A 16,604-nucleotide genomic window follows, 5' to 3' on the forward strand; every position below is an offset into this window, starting at 1 on the left:
TTTTTTATTTCAGAATCTTATACATCAAACTGCGCTTGGCTCGCTTAATCAAATTCAACTGCTCGTGTAGCGCGTCGTGGTGCTTTGTGAGTAGCGTCAACATATTCACAATCTTATTGAGGCTTTCAGCCTCACCGGCTACTTTCTCAGCGGCTGCTGTAATCACCTGTCGAAGATCATCGACATGGATAAACGAAATTACGGAGCCAGTTAAAAATTGGCGGAAGAAACCTCCCTCCCAAAGGCCGTAACAAAGCCAGTAACATTGTTCCTTTTCAACTGCATCGCTCGCCAAGAGTACGAAGCAATTAGGACAGGGTTTCACAAGTGGTTTACCAGCATTGTTTCCTTTGGACAGGATGAAGAAATACTCTCCAGAATATTCCCTCGTCATTCGGTGTGTTTTAATTTTCACGGATTGCGGCATTTAAATTTTGCCGCGGGCCCGCACATAATTCCAGAGAAAAGAAAAAGGAAAAAAAGAAAAGAGAAGCCGATTCACTGCCTGCGGGAGGGCGGAAGTCAAGGTTTTTGATAAAAAATAGTTTTTGAAACAGGATGGTTGTCGTTCGAAGCAGCCGGGCTCCGAAAACTATTTTTTATCAAAACCCGGAGGGCCTGACCTTGACTTCCGCCCTCCCGCAGGCACACCTTTGGCGGCTCTTTGATTTCTTTCCGTGGGATCAGGTAAATAGAAGGGCAGAGCCCCCTTTAGAAAGGGAGCTCTGAAAGGCAAAACTCGAGACGAAACACGCGGAGGATGAACACCTCCTTGCGGTAACGACGCGAAGGCCCAAAGTGAAAACTGAATGAAGCCCAACGACGAGGGGCAACGCCGACCAGCAACCACCGGGAGCCAATCGGTACACGAAAGAAGTATTTAAACATAGGCCCAGACCACGGGACCGGGCAGAAAGGTGCAAGGGCCGCCAAAAGAAAATACTACCTGGAGGAAGGGCGAGTATGTGGGTCGGGCGGAAGGTGGAGATTTTCTTTTGAGCGGGCGCCAGCGGACCCTTGTAGCTTTCTGATCCGCATGCCCGTAACTTTGGTCTGTGTTTAATGTAATTCTAACTCATTGGTTTAGAAAAGTTCTTTCAGGCTTGTTCGGATGGCAGGCGGTCTTCAAGGAAAGAAAGCTCGGGCAGATGGAGGCCGCAGACCCCATAAATCTCACGTAGTCTTTCCAGGTGTTGGGTAGTGATGGGAAAATTAGAATCGTACAATGCGTTTTCCAGAAGACTTAAAGATTTGAGGTATTCGCCTGCAGTCCATGCATTGTCGCGCTGTATGATACGATCCGTCAGCATCTCTTTGTCGAATTTGCTGACCGGGGTAGCCGCAATACCGGCATCCGTAAATGTAAATAACTCCCTGATACGCGCGACGGCTTCAGCGCGGTTGCCATCGTTCAGCCGAATGAGCGAGTTAGTCAGGCGACCATGCAAGAAGAAGTCGGAGAATGACGGCGTAAGAACTTCGGCTTGTTTCAATAACTGCCTGGCACTATGACCCATGTCGTGCATAATCAGCATGGGTGCTGGATTGGGATGACCAGCATCGATAAAAATTGTTTCTCCCGTGGAGAAATCATCATTGGCAAATGGTATATACTTTGACTGAAAGGGTATATGCCGCTTTAACAGCAACATACCAGGATGCGTCTCTAGCGCATGCTGTGCCAGTTCACCGACCGACAGAATTCGGAGCGGGAACAGCGGCCTGGCTTGAGACTTCTTCGCTTGTAATTGCTCCTGCCCAAAGTGGTAGGGTATACCCACTTCCATATCTACCAGCGGAAACTCCCGCAATAATTCTTGATACCAGCGGGGTATAACTTTACGCACGGAACTGGAGATCGAATCCAGCTCGGTGGCAGTTGTAAATCGCCCCATTTCGACTGCGTAAGGGTAGCGGGTAAAAAAGTCAGAAACGGCGTCGCGGATAGAAATCATGCTTGGAATATTCGTGCGTATGCAATATAGCAGTTTGCATAAGACAGGTGAACATCTCGTTGCTAAACCAACCCTTGCCTGCACCAAGTAAAACTCCACCTGCCATTCTTTATGAATGACATGGTTACTTAGCGGCGTCGGGACTTTAGGTACGCCGCGGTTGGTCTCTCGCGCGCCCGAGCCGGCGTGTGGGGGGCGCGGGGGGAGCCGGCGAGGTTCAAGGCGCGCACCAACAACAGGTATTGGCCCGCCTCCGCTATCCCCCCGCAAAAAATAAAGGCGGGCCAATACCGCGCGAGCACGGGTGGTTGTGTCAAAGCTGGCCTTGGCGTTAGGCGGAGCGAAGCGGCGCCATATAAATACAATCAGCGGGGACGGACAAAAGGCATGACAGGGGCGGAACGAAGTGGAGCGCCTGGCGGGCCTTTTGTGCCGGCCCCACAACCAACCGCGCGCAAGCGCTCCTTATCAACCTTGAGGCCGGCCGAAGGCGGCCCTGGGCGGGCGGGGATGTGCGGCGGAGTGGCGTTGGCGGTATTAGAGGCACAAATGGTCCATGTGGAGACTATTTTGGCGATCAACAGGAGGTTCAATGGGGCATTACCCAAACACTCGACACTCTTAACTTTCGGTCGGTCCTTAAGGGAAGCAGCAGTGCGTCTTACCCCGGTTTATGGGCACAGAATTTTATCCTCGATTCTGTAACGTAAACCCTGGAGTGATGACGATCTTTTATGCGGATGATGATCCAGACGATCACGAAGTATTTGCCATGTTGATTAGTAGCCTCCATCCAGATGTAAAACTCGTGACAGCACGGGATGGTAACGAGGCAATAGCGATATTATCGAATACGACCGAGCGTTTTGATGCAATATTCCTTGACCTGAACATGCCGCTGATGAACGGCCTGGAGTGCCTAAGGGAATTGCGCGCCATGGACCCGTATAAACGTACGCCCATCTTCCTTTATTCGACAACGTCAGAAAAGACAGAGGTTGAAATGGCACTTAGTGCGGGCGCGGACAAGCTTTTTGTGAAGGCGAATTTCCTCCACGAAATGATAGACCAGCTCAGGGAGGCGCTTGACCTCGTCTCAAATAGCTCTCTCAATACCGTGTTGGACATAAAGGTTTTGCATCGCATACCAGCGATAAGTCCTGGAGCGATGCAAAGATATTCAAACACGACAGTCACCAATGGACAGTGAAACCCACTGGTATTCAAAATGTTACCATAAATTCCGGTTCGAAGCCGGATTCAGCAAGTACCTCCTGTTACCGAGGCCGATGATGGATTCCTCGCCTCAAATCACCATGAACGTGCTACCCGACAAGCCGCAGTCAATTTTCGAGGTTTGATCGTAACAAAGCGCTCAATGATTATTAGAGAAGCAAATGTTCCACACGTTGGTAATTAAGCCAAATGATGGGCGCGTTCACATGAATCATTATTTTTGACTTTCTAAAGCGAAATTTGTAAACAGGAATCAATGCTTGGGTCTATACACACGATCTGGCTAGCGGATGATGACGAGGATGATCTGGGGCTTTTCAAGGAAGCGTTGTTGGATGTTGCTCCCGATGTCGAACTTGTTTCATTCGTGAATGGATCAGAAATCATCAATCAACTACGTTCATCGCCGACACTGCCTGACGTCGTCTTGCTCGACATCAACATGCCTAAGAAAAACGGTTTCGACTGTCTGTCCGAGATTAAAGGAGATCCAAAGCTCAGTTCCCTGGCGACAATTATGTGGTCCACTGCCGCAAATCCCAATCATGCCGAACAGGCATTTCAACTTGGGGCCAGATTATTCGTGAAAAAACCTGATACTTTTACCAGGTTAACAGCAATTACCCGAGAGATACTAACAGCTAATTTGTCCGATCCGTATACCTATGATAACGAATTCTTGATTGAATAGCCCAAGGTATCCAACACCGAAGTCTGCAAGAGTACCTGGCACAAATTAGAGCGCTACGCGTGAAGGTCACGAACTTCTGAAATTCCCTTCAACAGTCTTACATCTTGGTCACATCAATCAGCGCTCCTTGCCCGAGACAGTGTTTGACCGCTGTCATGATAGATCGGTGTTTGACAAAGGAAGTCTTCTCCCCTATTAATTTAGTAAGTTGCGTATCGACCCCGCGTAAGAGCCACAACGTCGCGTTACTGATAGCGCTCTGCGCTTTCATTAAATACGAGTTACTGCTGCTGTTTTTCGTCTCTAGCGCTTCGCCGGGTCTAACGCACTAAATCCAGATTACGCGATATGGTCGAACGCGGATTTTTCATACTAACTTTTACAGTTGGCAATCGGAATGGCGTTTATGCCCATCATTGACTTATACGCTGCCGCCCTAGTCACACCAAGCTTCGGTCGGTGCAAACTGTAAGGATGCCAGTTTATAAATTTTTGCAAATGATTTCTCGAGTTCTTTATTCGCGAAGCGTTTCGGTATGAATAAGCTATAAATGTTGGATAACCTATAATGATAGCCAGGTATGGTCCGAACCGTATGCTCAACGGCAACAAAATGACATCAAAGTAACAAATTGACACTACGTGTATAAATTACCCTTTCATGGGTCTATAACTTACTTTAAGTTTTATCACAACAGGTTCGAACAAGGGGTAAGTTCCTTATAAGGCCATATCCCCTAACTATATTGGCATGAATTTCTAAATGGGGTTCTGTAAATTTATGTCTATGCCAATACGAACAATCTGGTTAGCCGACGATGATGATGATGATTGCATAGTATTCAATGAGGCTGTAAACGAATTAACCGACCAAACAAAGGTTACTTGCATTTCTAACGGCGTCGATTTGATAAATCGTCTAATGACAGGCTTCTCCCTTCCCGATTTGCTTTTTATTGACATTAATATGCCTCTAAAAAATGGTCTGAGCTGCCTTCGAGAGATTAAGAGCGCCCCCCAGCTAAACCATCTGCCGGTCGTCATCTGGTCGACCTCAGGCGTCGACGACGATGTAACGGAAGCTTTTAGGTTAGGCGCACGGCTCTTCATTCAGAAACCTTCTTCTTTTACAAAGTTCAGAGAAATCATACAAAAGGTGCTAATCATGGATTTAGCTAAAAGTGTCGAAAGAGAATATTTTCGCCTGTACAGAAGGCCCGACTGGGTGAGGATTGTCGGAAATGAATATCGAAGGGCGCGCCCCATTGTGTAGGCAAATTCACCAATCGTAAGGCCTAAATCTATTCGAAAGCTGCAGCGGTATATCAGGTATCAACCGCATGCGATTAAAATGCGCGCGCTTCGGCCGAATCGCCAAAATACAAGTGGACGGATGCTTATTTAGCTGGGCTGGAGCACGAACTCCTGGCGAGGTGGAAAATACATGGTTCTTTTCCACTCGATTGACAAAACGCGTTTCAGGATTTCCGTTAGCGAGGCGAGATTGGTTGCCTTGACCGAATACAAATTTGCCCCTTCCCTAAAGCAATAGTCTATGTTTTTCAAGTCATCGAATGACGTGTAGGTAATGATTGGGAGATTGTCGTATCGCCTGTTCGATCTTATTTCCCGAAGGCACTGCCATCCATTTTTACAGGGCATGTGCAGGTCTAAAAAGAGCACATCGGGTATGTTCTCCTCCAATGCTTTCATAAGCATTTCCCCATCCTCCACTCTTGTCAGTGCCACTGCAATTTGAGTGTCGGCGACAGCCAGGGTAAAAAACAGAAAATCATCATCATCGTCGTCAGCAAGAAGGACGTTTGTCTCAGTAGGGGTGGCCTTGTCTCTTGGCATAAGTACGTCGGATAGCGCTGTAATATAATAAACCATGCCATTCAGGGGTTGAAAAAATCAGGGTTTTCAGGTAAAAAAACGCACTTATTAGGCCGGATGGGCAATTTTCTCTACATTGATCGCCTCGTTATACTGCATGTATGAAACCGGTCCTTTTGTTTTCAGATGATTTGCCTCAATTACTTCCAACTGTAACGGCCGCTGCTCGGCGCCTTCCCGAGCTTGAGTTTGATTTTTGCTCCGACGTAGGCCAGGTTTTGAGAAAGCTCAGATTGACCAATTTTTCGGCCATGGTTATCTACCTGGGCTCAGTCGACCAAGGTTACATGCTGCTTTTACAGCGTTTGCGGAGTGAACCTGTATACAGTAACCTTCCGGTCATAGTCTATAAGGAGATACCTGATATCGATGCGCTGACAGGTTTTCTTGGGAGCATTTGAGAAAGAAGATCGAGGCTGACCGGTGATCCATATAAACTTGAGAGACGAATGGTTACTGGCTTTGGGCGGCATGATGTGCGATGGGCGCTACGCCCGCCCTGGGCGGGTGGGATGTACGGCGGATGGCGTTGGCGTTATTAAAGGCACAAATGTTTCCATGTGGAGACTATTTGGCATCAACAGGAGGTCAAACGGGGTAGACTGTGCGCGGGCCGCGAATGCGCAAGCATCAGCTACATCGGACGGCTTGATGGATCGTAGGTGGATTGTCTGTCCGAAATTAGGAGCAACCCGAAGTTCAGTTCTTTGGCTGCGATTATTTGGTCCACTGGCTTAACTGAAAGTCGTAGGGAAGAGGCATTTTCAAACTAGGCGCTAAGTTAGCCGTGCAAAAGCCAGACAGCTTTAGCCGCCTCCGAGAAATCGTCACCAGGATATCGACAGCTAATCTGTCCGAGCCAGTCGTGTTTGATAACGATTTTGTTGTGGAATAATCCGGGATTATTCTTAGACCAAGTCCTGACGAAAGCCGTTTATTTTGTGGATATTTGATTTCACCCCTTTCCTAAATAGTTGTGTGGTGGTGTCGGCTAAAAAGGCAGGACATTACTCACATGATGGGTGATGACGTTATGACAATACTATACGCTGACGATGATCCGGAAGACCGCGAAATTTTTGCAGATGTAATAACTGAGATCAATCCGGACATTGAGGTTTTCCTTGCTTCGGATGGCATGGAAGCGATCCAGAGACTCCACGAGTTACCAGCCGTCCCTGATATGATTTTCCTTGATGTTAACATGCCTGCGATGTCAGGGATCGAATGCGTGGCAACGCTAAGGCGACTGGATCGCTTCAAGAAGGCAACGATGATTTTATATTCCACCACGTCAAGCGAACTAGAGTCTTACAAAGGGATGAAAGCCGGCGCCGACAATTTCCTTAAAAAAGCAAATACCTACACTGCAACTTTTGACATGCTAAAGAGACTTGTAGAGGCGGCCATTCCTTGCATCTAGCTACACCGTGTAAGAATCGATTTCCGTAAAGACCATTCTCGATTTAAGAACAAACTTTTCGGAGTTTGGTTTTTACTTTGCATGCTTCACAATCGGATTTCCAAAATCATACGCGTTGCCTGCTCCCCTAACAAATGTTAATTCAACTACACGAATTTTTTTATTTGCGTGTTGATAAACAAATTAGCCGCGATTGTAGTTTTGCCTCACGAATCAGTACATCGTGACATTTTATCTTGGACATAATGACTTCAATCATAATTGGCACTGGAAGTTATATTCCGGACATTCAGATACAGAACTCTGATTTTTTAAACGCGGTCTTTTTCGAAAGCAACGGTACCAGAGTTGGGAAGCGAAATGAAACCATCGTTGAAAAGTTCTCGGAGATTACCGGTATTAACGCGAGACGTTACGCGCGAGAAGATCAACTCGCCTCCGATCTTGCGTATCTTTCTGCCCAGCAAGCTATTGAGACCGCATCTATTGATAAAGAAACGCTTGATTACATCATTGTCGCTCACAATTTTGGCGATGTGGCATCAAAAAGCAATCGGGTAACTATGGTTCCCTCCCTTGGATCAAAAGTGAAGGCGTTACTCGGGATTCAAAACCCGGATTGTATCGCTTATGACCTTCCGTTCGGGTGCCCTGGGTGGATCGAAGGTTTTATTCAGGCAAACTATTTCATAAAGTCAGGTGATGCACGGCGCTGCCTCGTCATAGGGACCGAAACACTTTCGCGGGTGGTCGATCAGCACGACAGGGATTCAATGATTTTCAGCGATGGCGCCGGCGCCATAATACTTGAAGTTTCTCAAGACGACTTTCGAGGAGTGCTATCGCACAAGACTCAGACCTACGCCGTCGAACACGCTAACCTGCTAAGTATGGGGCCCTCAAACAACTTAGAATATGAAATTAGGTCCGATCTGTTCCTAAAAATGAACGGAAGAAGGGTTTACGAGTTTGCGCTGAGTTATGTGCCCTTGTTAATCAAAACTGCCCTGGACAAAGCAGGCTTACACCTGAAAGACATCAACAAAATACTTATCCATCAGGCAAATGAAAAAATGGATATTGCTATTACGGAAAGGCTCTTTAAACTTTATGATTTGAGCTCAATACCGGAAGGTGTAGTCCCGATGACAATTGATTTTCTTGGGAACAGCTCTGTCGCAACGGTACCCACATTGCTGGACTTGATTCTGAAGGGCAAACTGCAAAACCATAGGATCACTGACGGCGACAGAGTGGTATTTGCGTCCGTTGGAGCTGGCATGAATATCAATGCACTGGTATATCAGTTCTGACAATGTGCTGGTAAAAAAATGATCTGGCGAAAACAGGGTTACGTGTTTTGAAACAACACGGATGGGGCTGTTAACAATACTAATGCCATTAGCATATTTTTGTAGTCAATGAACGCAAAGGCCGCGATACGCGAGAGCGCACCAGGACTTGCAAAAAGTTGCATTCCATAAGATCGAAAGATTTCCTACGCTGACGCTGGTGAAGCCCGACGGCAAAGGTTTGATCATGCCGGGATTCCGTCCGATTGACCGACTGCGCAAGGGGATGGAAACCCTCTGCCAAACGGCGGCGGATCAATGTTAGGCATCTGCAGCCTACGACTAAAGAAGTTGACATCAACGGTCGTTTTCGGCCAGTTATCGTCAGGAACAATGACCCCCTGCTCTGCGTTGAGGGCTTTAATGACGGTCGTTGTCCAGGTTAGATACTGGCTTTGTAGTTATTTTAAATAGTGACTTCAAAGGAGGGTAATACATTATCATGATCCGGGCATGCGGAGCGTGAGCTAACGGAAGAAAAAAATTTCAGAACTCCAATCATGCCTTCCAAATTATCAATAGAGTTTCACCGGATTGTCAGAGGTCAATGGTGTGGTGAACGGAGCGGGTCTCTTGCCGAGTTGTTTTAACAGTCTTGCATGGCTTGCGATAGCCTCCCAAAATGTTTTCTTACAATGGTACGGTAATCCAAAATCCAATGCAGTGTCCTTCACGATTTGTGCAATGTTTCGGTAGTGGACATGGCAGATGTTGGGGAACAAATGGTGTTCAATCTGAAAATTGAGTCCTCCAACATACCAAGAAAACCAGCGGCTGGTGGTGGCGAAGTTAGTAGTAGTAAGAAGTTGGTGCACAGCCCAGTTATTTTCAAGCATTCTGTTTTCATCCGGAAGCGGATATTCCGTTCCTTCAATGACGTGGGCTGGCTGAAAGATAATCGCCAGGATGAACCCTGCTATGTATTGCATGATAAAAATACCGATCAGAACCTGCCACCAGTATAAATCCGTCAGCCATACTGGAAGCGCAAAAATGTATCCTACATAAAGTATTTTTGTTCCCAACAGGATCATCCATTCTTCCTTTATATCGGCATTGCTCTTCCTGGCCAAACCGTTTTTATGATAACGAATAATGCGCACGAAGTCCTTTGCCACCATCCATACAAGGGTCATTAATCCATATAGAAACCAGGCATAGATAAACTGGAACTGGTGCATGTACCTCCACTCGGAATGCGGGGATAAGCGAAGGACACCCCTTGGGCTTATGTCTTCGTCCTCCTCATGGACGTTGGTATAGGAATGGTGCAGCATGTTATGCTGGATTTTCCAGTTGAAGGCATTTGCGCCAATCAGGTTCAAGGAGTAGCCGATGGTGGTATTTACCCATTGCCGTTTTGAATACGCCCCATGATTGGCATCGTGCATTACCGACAGACCAATACCGGCCAGGCCGAGTCCCATAATAATAACAAGCCCGATCTGCCACGCCATGTCGGTTACCACCCCGGTAATGACGAGGAAATAAGGGCCAAAATAAAGTCCGAACATAAAGATGGTCTTGATTGCCATTTCAATGTTTGCATGACGGCTAATGTCATGGGTTTTAAAATAGTCGTTCACCCGTTTATTGAGCGTCGTTACAAAATCACGAGAGGTCGCTGCAAACGTTAAACTTCTGGTGGTCGCCATCGAATTCCTAATCGGTTTCGCGCAAAATTATTTTCCCGATTTCTACAAGTCAATAATTTGTGCCAAAAAATCTACGATGTGGACTCAAAATTTGTGGATGCAGTTTAGTATGCTAATGCATTTAATTGACAATCAAAATAAAAGGACTGGAAAAGAAGCCACCGTTAACCTTATGATTGAGGACTTAGGAATGGATAACGTACACATTATCCTTCATTCGATGAGAGATTCTGTTGCACGGCGAGTACAATGTGAAGCGGCACCGGCATTGACACTGGCATCGGCATCGGCGTAAATTTTTCCCTGGTGGTTACGGGACCCGGAAGTTGCATTCCAGAAATGCAGGTCATGAACAAGGCTTTCGGAACTCGGGAGTTCTTTGAGGTCGATGGTAGCCGGATTTTTAAAAGCAGCCGGGAGATCATCGACAAGTTTGCCGAGATCACTGGCATACAGGAGCATGCTACGCATAGCAGATCGACTGGCTTCGGATCGGAGTATCGGCGGCACATAAAGCCATTGAAAATTTATCCGCCGACCGGGAGACAAATGATTACATCATTGTTGCTCACAATTTTGGTGACGTTGAATACGAGACCAACCGGGTAAATATGGTTCCCCCTATTGCTCCCCAGATTAAAGCATCTCTTCAAATTCAGAATCCCGATTGCGTTGCCTAGGATATTGTCTTTGGTTGCCCCGGATGGGGCTGGAAGGATTGATCCAAGCCAATTTTTATATTCTATCGGGCCATGCGAGGCGCTGCCTGGTGATTGGTACGGAAACGCTTTACGGGATTCCATGATCCACGGGATGGAGCCACACCCCCTGACCGGTATTTGAAAATGAATGGCCGGGAGGTATATGAATTCGCACGGAACCATGTTCCCAGGTGATCCAGTTTGCACTAGATAAAGCACGGGTGCCGATCACATATATCAAGAAAGTTCTTATTCACCAAGCAAACGAAAAAATGGACAACGCCATTTTGGTGTGCCTTTTTAAAGCGTATAACATCGACACGATTCCCACGGGTATTATGCCAATGACGATGGCAAAATCGGCAACAGTTCCGTGGCTACGATACCTACCTTGTTAGATCTGCTGTTGAAGGGGGAAACTGGAAGGCCATCGCCTCCGCAAAGGAGATAGAATATTTATAGCCTCTGTCGGCGCGGGAATGAATATCAATGCGATCGTTTATCAATTTTAATGCGGCTATAAAACAAAAAAACCGACCTTGATCAAGTCGGCTTTTCTATGTTATAAAAAAGAAATTCTCAATCCATGATTCTTGTAACATTCACGGCATTCATGCCCTTTTTTCCGACTTGTTCATCATAAGTAACTTCATCGTTCTCACGGATTTCATCGACAAGACCTGACATGTGAACAAAAATGTCAGTTTTTGAATTTGACGGGGTAATAAAACCAAATCCTTTGGCTTCATTGAAAAACTTTACGATTCCTTGCATTGTATAAATTAAAAATTAAAAAAAATTCGTTTTACAGACGGGACTATGCTGTGTGTGTAGTAATTCCAGTGTGCCCTACTGGCCAAGGTAGGATTTCAACGTCCTACTCCTGGATGTATGTCTTAAGCGCCGAGTTGCTTTTTCCTTAATTTGTCGTACACGCTCACGCGTCAGATCAAATTTATCACCGATCTCTTCCAGGGTCATCGATTGTTTCCGGTTCAGGCCGAAATACAAACTTATTACTTCTGCTTCCCGCGTTGTTAATGTTGCCAGCGATCGCTGTACTTCCTGGACAAGCGATTCGGCTATCATTGCAGATTCCGGATTGGATTCATTGGCATCAGAAAGAACATCGAGTAAACTACCATCTTCTCCTTGGGAAAACGGTGCATCGACGGAAACATGGCGACCTCCTATTCTTAAACTATCCAGGATCTCCTCCGTAGTAACGCCGATAACTTCAGCCACTTCTTCGGTAGAGGGTTCGCGCTGGAACTTCTGTTCAAGCTCAGCAAATGTTTTAGAAACCTTCGTGAGTGAGCCAATGCGGTTTAATGGCAATCGTACAATTCGTGATTGTTCCGCCAAGGCCTGCATAATGGATTGGCGAATCCACCATACGGCATAGGAAATAAATTTAAATCCCCGTTTCTCATCAAACCTCCCTGCTGCTTTGATCAGTCCCAGGTTGCCTTCATTGATCAGATCCCCAAGGGTGAGACCGTTATTCTGGTATTGTTTTGCTACCGATACGACAAAGCGAAGGTTAGCTTTGGTGAGTTTTTCCAGTGCTCCTTGGTCGCCTTCACGTATTCTCCGGGCAAGTTCTACTTCAACTTCAGCGGTAATCAGATCTACCTTCCCTATTTCCTGTAAATATTTATCCAGGGATTGACTCTCCCGATTTGTAATCTGCTTACTGATCTTAAGTTGACGCATGTAAAATGGGTTGGTGAATAATAATAGTATGCCGTCTCAGCATGAAAGTGGCTGAAGCATTAATGAAAAAATAAAATTTTATGGTGGGTAATTGATAAGAAAACTCTTGATGTGGGCACAAGATAGTCATTTTCAACGACATATCTGTGATTATTTTCAAACTAACTTCTGGCCGAGTAGTCATACTAAATGGATTTACTGAGAAATTGAGCAAATCTATTGTCCAATTACTTCCTTCATTCGACTTTTGCATCCCAAATTTTTATCAAAAACTACATCGATTATGCTTGTTGTCAACAAGGTTATCTCTGTATTTAAGAAATTCGCCTGGTTCAAAAGGTTCAATGCCAGAGTCACATATGAGGTCTTAGCGAAATATATTCCTGCTGCCGACTGGCATTTTATGAATTACGGGTACATCCCGGGTGCCGCCGAAGTTGAGAGCAGTCCGCCACCATCTGGGGTAAAGGATCAGTGGCATTCCGCCAACATGTATCATTACCTGGCTTGCAAAGTACCATTGGTAGAAAAAAAAGTCCTCGAGGTAGGAAGTGGACGTGGGGGTGGCGCGGCCTATATCGTGCGCACCTTCAGTCCGGCGCAATATATTGGCCTCGATATAGCAAAAAATGCGATTGAACTGGCACGTAAACTTCACCCTTACCCCGGCTTATCGTTCGTGCAGGGTAGTGGCGAGTCACTAACGATGGAAGATAACTCCATTGATGTTGTGATCAATGTTGAGTCATGTCATGGGTACGGCGACGTGAAAAAATTCCTGCGCGAAGTTGCCCGTGTACTCAGGCCTGGCGGGTACCTTTTGCTGGTCGACTTCCGGAACTCGGTAGAGAATATGGAACTATTCTGGCAGGAATTAATTGATTCAGGTATGGTTATCGTCAGCAAAGAGGACATCAGCGCGAACGTGGTTAAAGCCATTGAATCTGAGGATGAGTCCAAGAGAAAGAAAATTGCATCGCTCGTCCCCCGGAAGTACCAAAAATTATTTTGTGATTTTGCAGGCGTTGTAGGATCAAGGTTTTACCTAACCCTGAAAAATGGTTCCAGGCCCTACTATCGGTTTGTGTTGAGGAAGGGATTCTAAAGACATGGAATAATAACAAATGCCGGCCCGGTGCGATGTGGAATACGGCGACGCCGCGGAGCGCTAAATGACTTGGTTCGATAAGAATTGTCATTTATAGCACGATTATAAATTACATCTCTGTTTCGCTTAACCATCTGGCTTAAAGAGTTGCTCTCGTACATAGTAAATCATATTCTTTCAAATAATGCCACCGTCGGAGTTAGCAAAAGCGGATATGTCTTTTGATATCTCGTCCTTCTTCCTGTCGCTTTTGTCGAGAGCCGCAGCATCTTTGAAGTCAAGATGAATCGACTCTTCGACTTCATTGTTAATTAAAGATCTGATATCGTCGAATGAGAAATCCGTTTTGTCGAAAAAGTTATTCATATTCCGCTGGTGGAATTTCCTTTAAGTTAGAACATTCAAGTGTTACCTCGTGGTAGTTGCGATGATTACCTTTTCAAGATACGATTTGTATATTAAATTCGTTTGTCGGATGTAGTGGTGAAAGCTATGAGATTAAACATTTCGCGCATGCGACTGCGTATACGCGGGCCATACATATCGTCGACCTCGCTGGCCTTGAGGTTTGTGGTGAGATGGGTTCGCATTTTGAACGCAGTGTAAAATTCGTACCGAGAGAGTATTACCTCCGCCATGACATTGCACTCATTGCCATAGTATTTTAGGGCTTGTTCGGCGCCGAGGTCGTCGAAGCAATAGGTGCGTGGACCATTGGCGTGGAACGAGAGGCGGCTGTAGCGGTGTATGACTTCATAGCCGTCCTGGATGAACTCGAAGCTGACGTCACGCGTGGGTTTCATAGTGAAGTTTCGGTCGGGGCCAGGAATCAGACGCATGAGGCTCATGAGGCTGGTTTTGCCGCAACCGATGGGGCCAGTTAGGGCAATGCCTTTGCACAGGTCTATGCCCAGCTGCGCGGCCTGAGAGGCGTCGGCAAGGAAGTATACCAGGAGGCGTCGCACCAGGTCATAGTCGGCACGGCGGATGGTGAAGTGGCGACCGAACTGTTTGCGTCCATGGTGCTCTAGGTTTACGATGAGCCACGAGAAGCTGTAGCCGCCGATAGTATCCAGTAGTTCCGCGGCGCCGGCGGGTGGCAGAGCCGCACCGGGAGCGGTTCCCCCGGAGGGGGGAACCGTGACGGGTCGGGATGAGCTGCTGGGCGGCATGGGTGGGTCAGTATGGCTCTCCGTAATTTTTGGGGCCGGTATCGAGGGGACCTGGTTTGGGTTTGGAGTGGGCTTGTCGGTTTTCATGGGCGAATTTTTTAGAGTTTTTAATCCAGTTACGGGCGGAGGCGCGCCAGTCTTGCATAGGCGAGCGGCCGCCGATTAGCCAGCCGTTGGCTTGGTAGTGGTTGCAGAATTTTTCGGCTTCGTCGGCAGTGGACTGCTGGGCGAGGAAGTATTCTTGCGCTTCCTGGACCGTGGCCGGGATGGCGTCGGCGCGGCCGCCCCCCCGCCCCCCGGAAGTTTGTTTTTTCCGACGATGATTACCGGTATCAGTTGCTTGCGGGTTCGCGTCCGTCCCCCGATCGTTAACAAAATTTGAATCTTCATTGCTTGTGCCATGTCCGTTTATATCGTTTATAGTGTTTTGAAGGTTTGTACTGTTTTTATATATGGTGCCATCACCTTTGCCAGTACCTTTGCCAGTACCCTTGCCACTACCTTTGCCACCACCCTTGCCAGTTTTAGCATAGGTACCTTTGCCAGTTTTAGCATAGGTACCTTTGCCAGTTTTAGCATAGGTACCTTTGCCACTTTTGGCATAGGTGCCGGTGTCAAATCTGTACATGACCACCGTGCTGCTGCGTTGCGGATCGTAGGATGGGTGGTACTCAAAGTAGCCCCATTCGGATAGATCCTTTAGGCAACGTGTGTAGGTGTGGGCGGAGCCAATCTTGGACATGCGCATGATGTCCGAGCGGGTAAGGATGACTGGGTTGCGAAAGAGGTTTGAGTTCCACTCGTTGAATAGCACCATGTATAGCGCCAGGTGTTGTGTTTTAGGCCTGTCGTCGTCTGCGATGCGTCTTATAGATGCCTTGAAGTGCAGGATGAAGTTCATGACTTCCTGCGTGGTTTTACTGGCACCTCATCGTCGAATTGGGTTGCGTATTCATCACGTGTAGGTGCTTTGTTTTCTTCAAGCATCCTGGCGATGTCGGCGTACGCGTAATAGTAGATGCTGCCGATCTTGGTGAACGATAGTTTGCCGCGCTCACGCAGCTGCTGCAGGGTGTTGGGAGAGATCATGAGTATGCGCCGCACGTCGCGGGATTTTAGCCACTCCCGGTAAGGGTTGTTTTTGCGCTCGCTGATAATGTCGACCAGGTCGTGGAGGAGACTTTTTTTGAAGACTTCGAGGTCTTCCAGAGTAACAATGTTTGCTGTTGCCATACGTAACTTTTAGGGTTTGACAGTGGCAAATGAAAGCGATAGCGCAATGGAAATCCATACACACAAAAGTGTGTATAGAGTGTGTATTGCTCAAAAACAGGTATAAATGATTAAAGCAAATGACAGACGGAGAGAGTTTATACCTCTTTGCGCGAAAATGAGTAGTAACTTTTTTTGAAAATATTTTACACCAGACGGTCGGCGGCGATGTAATTCTGAAAGTGCCCGGGCATTTTAGCGAGAATGGACTCCTTGGTTTTACTGGAATTGGGGCCAACACGGTCGGGCTGATGGGTATGAATTTGGTCGAATGGCGCAACTATGAAAATAAAAAAACAGCGAAGGTCGGCCCCCGCTGTCCGGTAGGATTAGGAAAAAATCCTGATCCCGTAACTATCTATTCTAAATTCATACCGCCCCTCCTATCGACGCCAGGTTCTGTTGGTGCGTGTCCCTTAGGGGGTAT

Annotated in this window: 18 protein-coding genes; 7 read left to right on the top strand and 11 right to left on the bottom strand. The window is 46.9% G+C overall.

The window, feature by feature from the left end; translation table 11 throughout:
• Nucleotides 1–4: 4 nt before the first annotated feature.
• Entirely contained in the window at nt 5–415 is a 411-nt protein-coding gene (locus K7P01_RS06525; RefSeq protein WP_267291074.1) for a DUF6943 family protein, read from the bottom strand.
• Nucleotides 416–1,097: 682 nt separating this feature from the next.
• Entirely contained in the window at nt 1,098–1,955 is an 858-nt protein-coding gene (locus K7P01_RS06530; RefSeq protein WP_267291076.1) for a hypothetical protein, read from the bottom strand.
• A gap of 721 nt (nt 1,956–2,676) precedes the next feature.
• Here K7P01_RS06530 and K7P01_RS06535 point away from each other — a divergent pair.
• The 3 genes from K7P01_RS06535 (at nt 2,677) to K7P01_RS06545 (ending at nt 5,155) form a co-directional block, all read left to right on the top strand.
• Complete coding sequence (locus tag K7P01_RS06535) at nt 2,677–3,165, top strand: response regulator (RefSeq protein ID WP_267291078.1); 489 nt, start codon at nt 2,677–2,679, stop codon at nt 3,163–3,165.
• Nucleotides 3,166–3,447: 282 nt separating this feature from the next.
• Nucleotides 3,448–3,882, top strand: coding sequence for a response regulator (locus K7P01_RS06540; RefSeq protein WP_267291081.1), 435 nt, complete (start codon nt 3,448–3,450; stop codon nt 3,880–3,882).
• A gap of 787 nt (nt 3,883–4,669) precedes the next feature.
• Complete coding sequence (locus K7P01_RS06545; RefSeq protein ID WP_267291083.1) at nt 4,670–5,155, top strand: response regulator; 486 nt, start codon at nt 4,670–4,672, stop codon at nt 5,153–5,155.
• Nucleotides 5,156–5,283: 128 nt separating this feature from the next.
• On the opposite strand, the gene K7P01_RS06550 is transcribed toward K7P01_RS06545, so the two are convergent.
• Entirely contained in the window at nt 5,284–5,739 is a 456-nt protein-coding gene (locus K7P01_RS06550) for a response regulator (RefSeq protein ID WP_267291085.1), read from the bottom strand.
• Nucleotides 5,740–5,879: 140 nt separating this feature from the next.
• Between K7P01_RS06550 and K7P01_RS06555 the strand changes: the two genes are divergently transcribed.
• From K7P01_RS06555 to K7P01_RS06565, 3 genes are all read left to right on the top strand, one after another.
• Nucleotides 5,880–6,179 (top strand): hypothetical protein, encoded by a 300-nt coding sequence (locus K7P01_RS06555; protein ID WP_267291087.1) that lies wholly within the window; start codon nt 5,880–5,882, stop codon nt 6,177–6,179.
• A gap of 614 nt (nt 6,180–6,793) precedes the next feature.
• The gene (locus K7P01_RS06560) at nt 6,794–7,201 is read left to right on the top strand and encodes a response regulator (protein ID WP_267291089.1); all 408 of its coding nucleotides are present in this window, start codon (nt 6,794–6,796) and stop codon (nt 7,199–7,201) included.
• Between the two features lie 245 nt (nt 7,202–7,446).
• A complete protein-coding gene (locus K7P01_RS06565; RefSeq protein ID WP_267291091.1) occupies nt 7,447–8,514 on the top strand; it encodes a 3-oxoacyl-ACP synthase III family protein in 1,068 nt (355 codons plus the stop codon).
• A 554-nt stretch (nt 8,515–9,068) separates the two neighbouring features.
• On the opposite strand, the gene K7P01_RS06570 is transcribed toward K7P01_RS06565, so the two are convergent.
• The 4 genes from K7P01_RS06570 to K7P01_RS06585 all read right to left on the bottom strand — a co-directional run bounded on the left by K7P01_RS06570 (nt 9,069) and on the right by K7P01_RS06585 (nt 12,625).
• Entirely contained in the window at nt 9,069–10,208 is a 1,140-nt protein-coding gene (locus tag K7P01_RS06570; protein WP_267291093.1) for a fatty acid desaturase family protein, read from the bottom strand.
• A gap of 213 nt (nt 10,209–10,421) precedes the next feature.
• Nucleotides 10,422–10,679, bottom strand: a complete 258-nt coding sequence (locus tag K7P01_RS06575; RefSeq protein WP_267291095.1) for a hypothetical protein — start codon at nt 10,677–10,679, stop codon at nt 10,422–10,424.
• A gap of 809 nt (nt 10,680–11,488) precedes the next feature.
• On the bottom strand, nt 11,489–11,683 hold the full coding sequence (locus K7P01_RS06580) for a cold-shock protein (protein WP_267291097.1): 195 nt from the start codon (nt 11,681–11,683) through the stop codon (nt 11,489–11,491).
• Between the two features lie 75 nt (nt 11,684–11,758).
• Nucleotides 11,759–12,625: a sigma-70 family RNA polymerase sigma factor gene (locus tag K7P01_RS06585; protein ID WP_267291099.1), complete on the bottom strand. Its 867-nt coding sequence runs from the start codon at nt 12,623–12,625 to the stop codon at nt 11,759–11,761.
• 283 nt (nt 12,626–12,908) lie between these two features.
• On the opposite strand from K7P01_RS06585, the gene K7P01_RS06590 reads away from it, so the two are divergent.
• Nucleotides 12,909–13,730, top strand: a complete 822-nt coding sequence (locus K7P01_RS06590) for a class I SAM-dependent methyltransferase (RefSeq protein ID WP_267291101.1) — start codon at nt 12,909–12,911, stop codon at nt 13,728–13,730.
• Between the two features lie 180 nt (nt 13,731–13,910).
• Here the strand turns inward: K7P01_RS06590 and K7P01_RS06595 are convergent, their stop codons facing one another.
• From K7P01_RS06595 to K7P01_RS06610, 4 genes are all read right to left on the bottom strand, one after another.
• Nucleotides 13,911–14,099, bottom strand: a complete 189-nt coding sequence (locus K7P01_RS06595; RefSeq protein WP_267291103.1) for an AlbA family DNA-binding domain-containing protein — start codon at nt 14,097–14,099, stop codon at nt 13,911–13,913.
• A 92-nt stretch (nt 14,100–14,191) separates the two neighbouring features.
• The gene (locus K7P01_RS06600; protein WP_267291105.1) at nt 14,192–14,905 is read right to left on the bottom strand and encodes a P-loop NTPase family protein; all 714 of its coding nucleotides are present in this window, start codon (nt 14,903–14,905) and stop codon (nt 14,192–14,194) included.
• A gap of 7 nt (nt 14,906–14,912) precedes the next feature.
• Nucleotides 14,913–15,806, bottom strand: a complete 894-nt coding sequence (locus tag K7P01_RS06605) for a hypothetical protein (RefSeq protein WP_267291107.1) — start codon at nt 15,804–15,806, stop codon at nt 14,913–14,915.
• Nucleotides 15,803–16,138, bottom strand: a complete 336-nt coding sequence (locus tag K7P01_RS06610; RefSeq protein WP_267291109.1) for a helix-turn-helix domain-containing protein — start codon at nt 16,136–16,138, stop codon at nt 15,803–15,805. Before K7P01_RS06610 ends, K7P01_RS06605 begins: the two co-directional genes overlap by 4 nt.
• Nucleotides 16,139–16,604: the final 466 nt, after the last annotated feature.

Origin of the sequence: Parachryseolinea silvisoli (genome assembly GCF_021190955.1) — a bacterium.
GTDB lineage: Bacteria > Bacteroidota > Bacteroidia > Cytophagales > Cyclobacteriaceae > Ohtaekwangia > Ohtaekwangia silvisoli.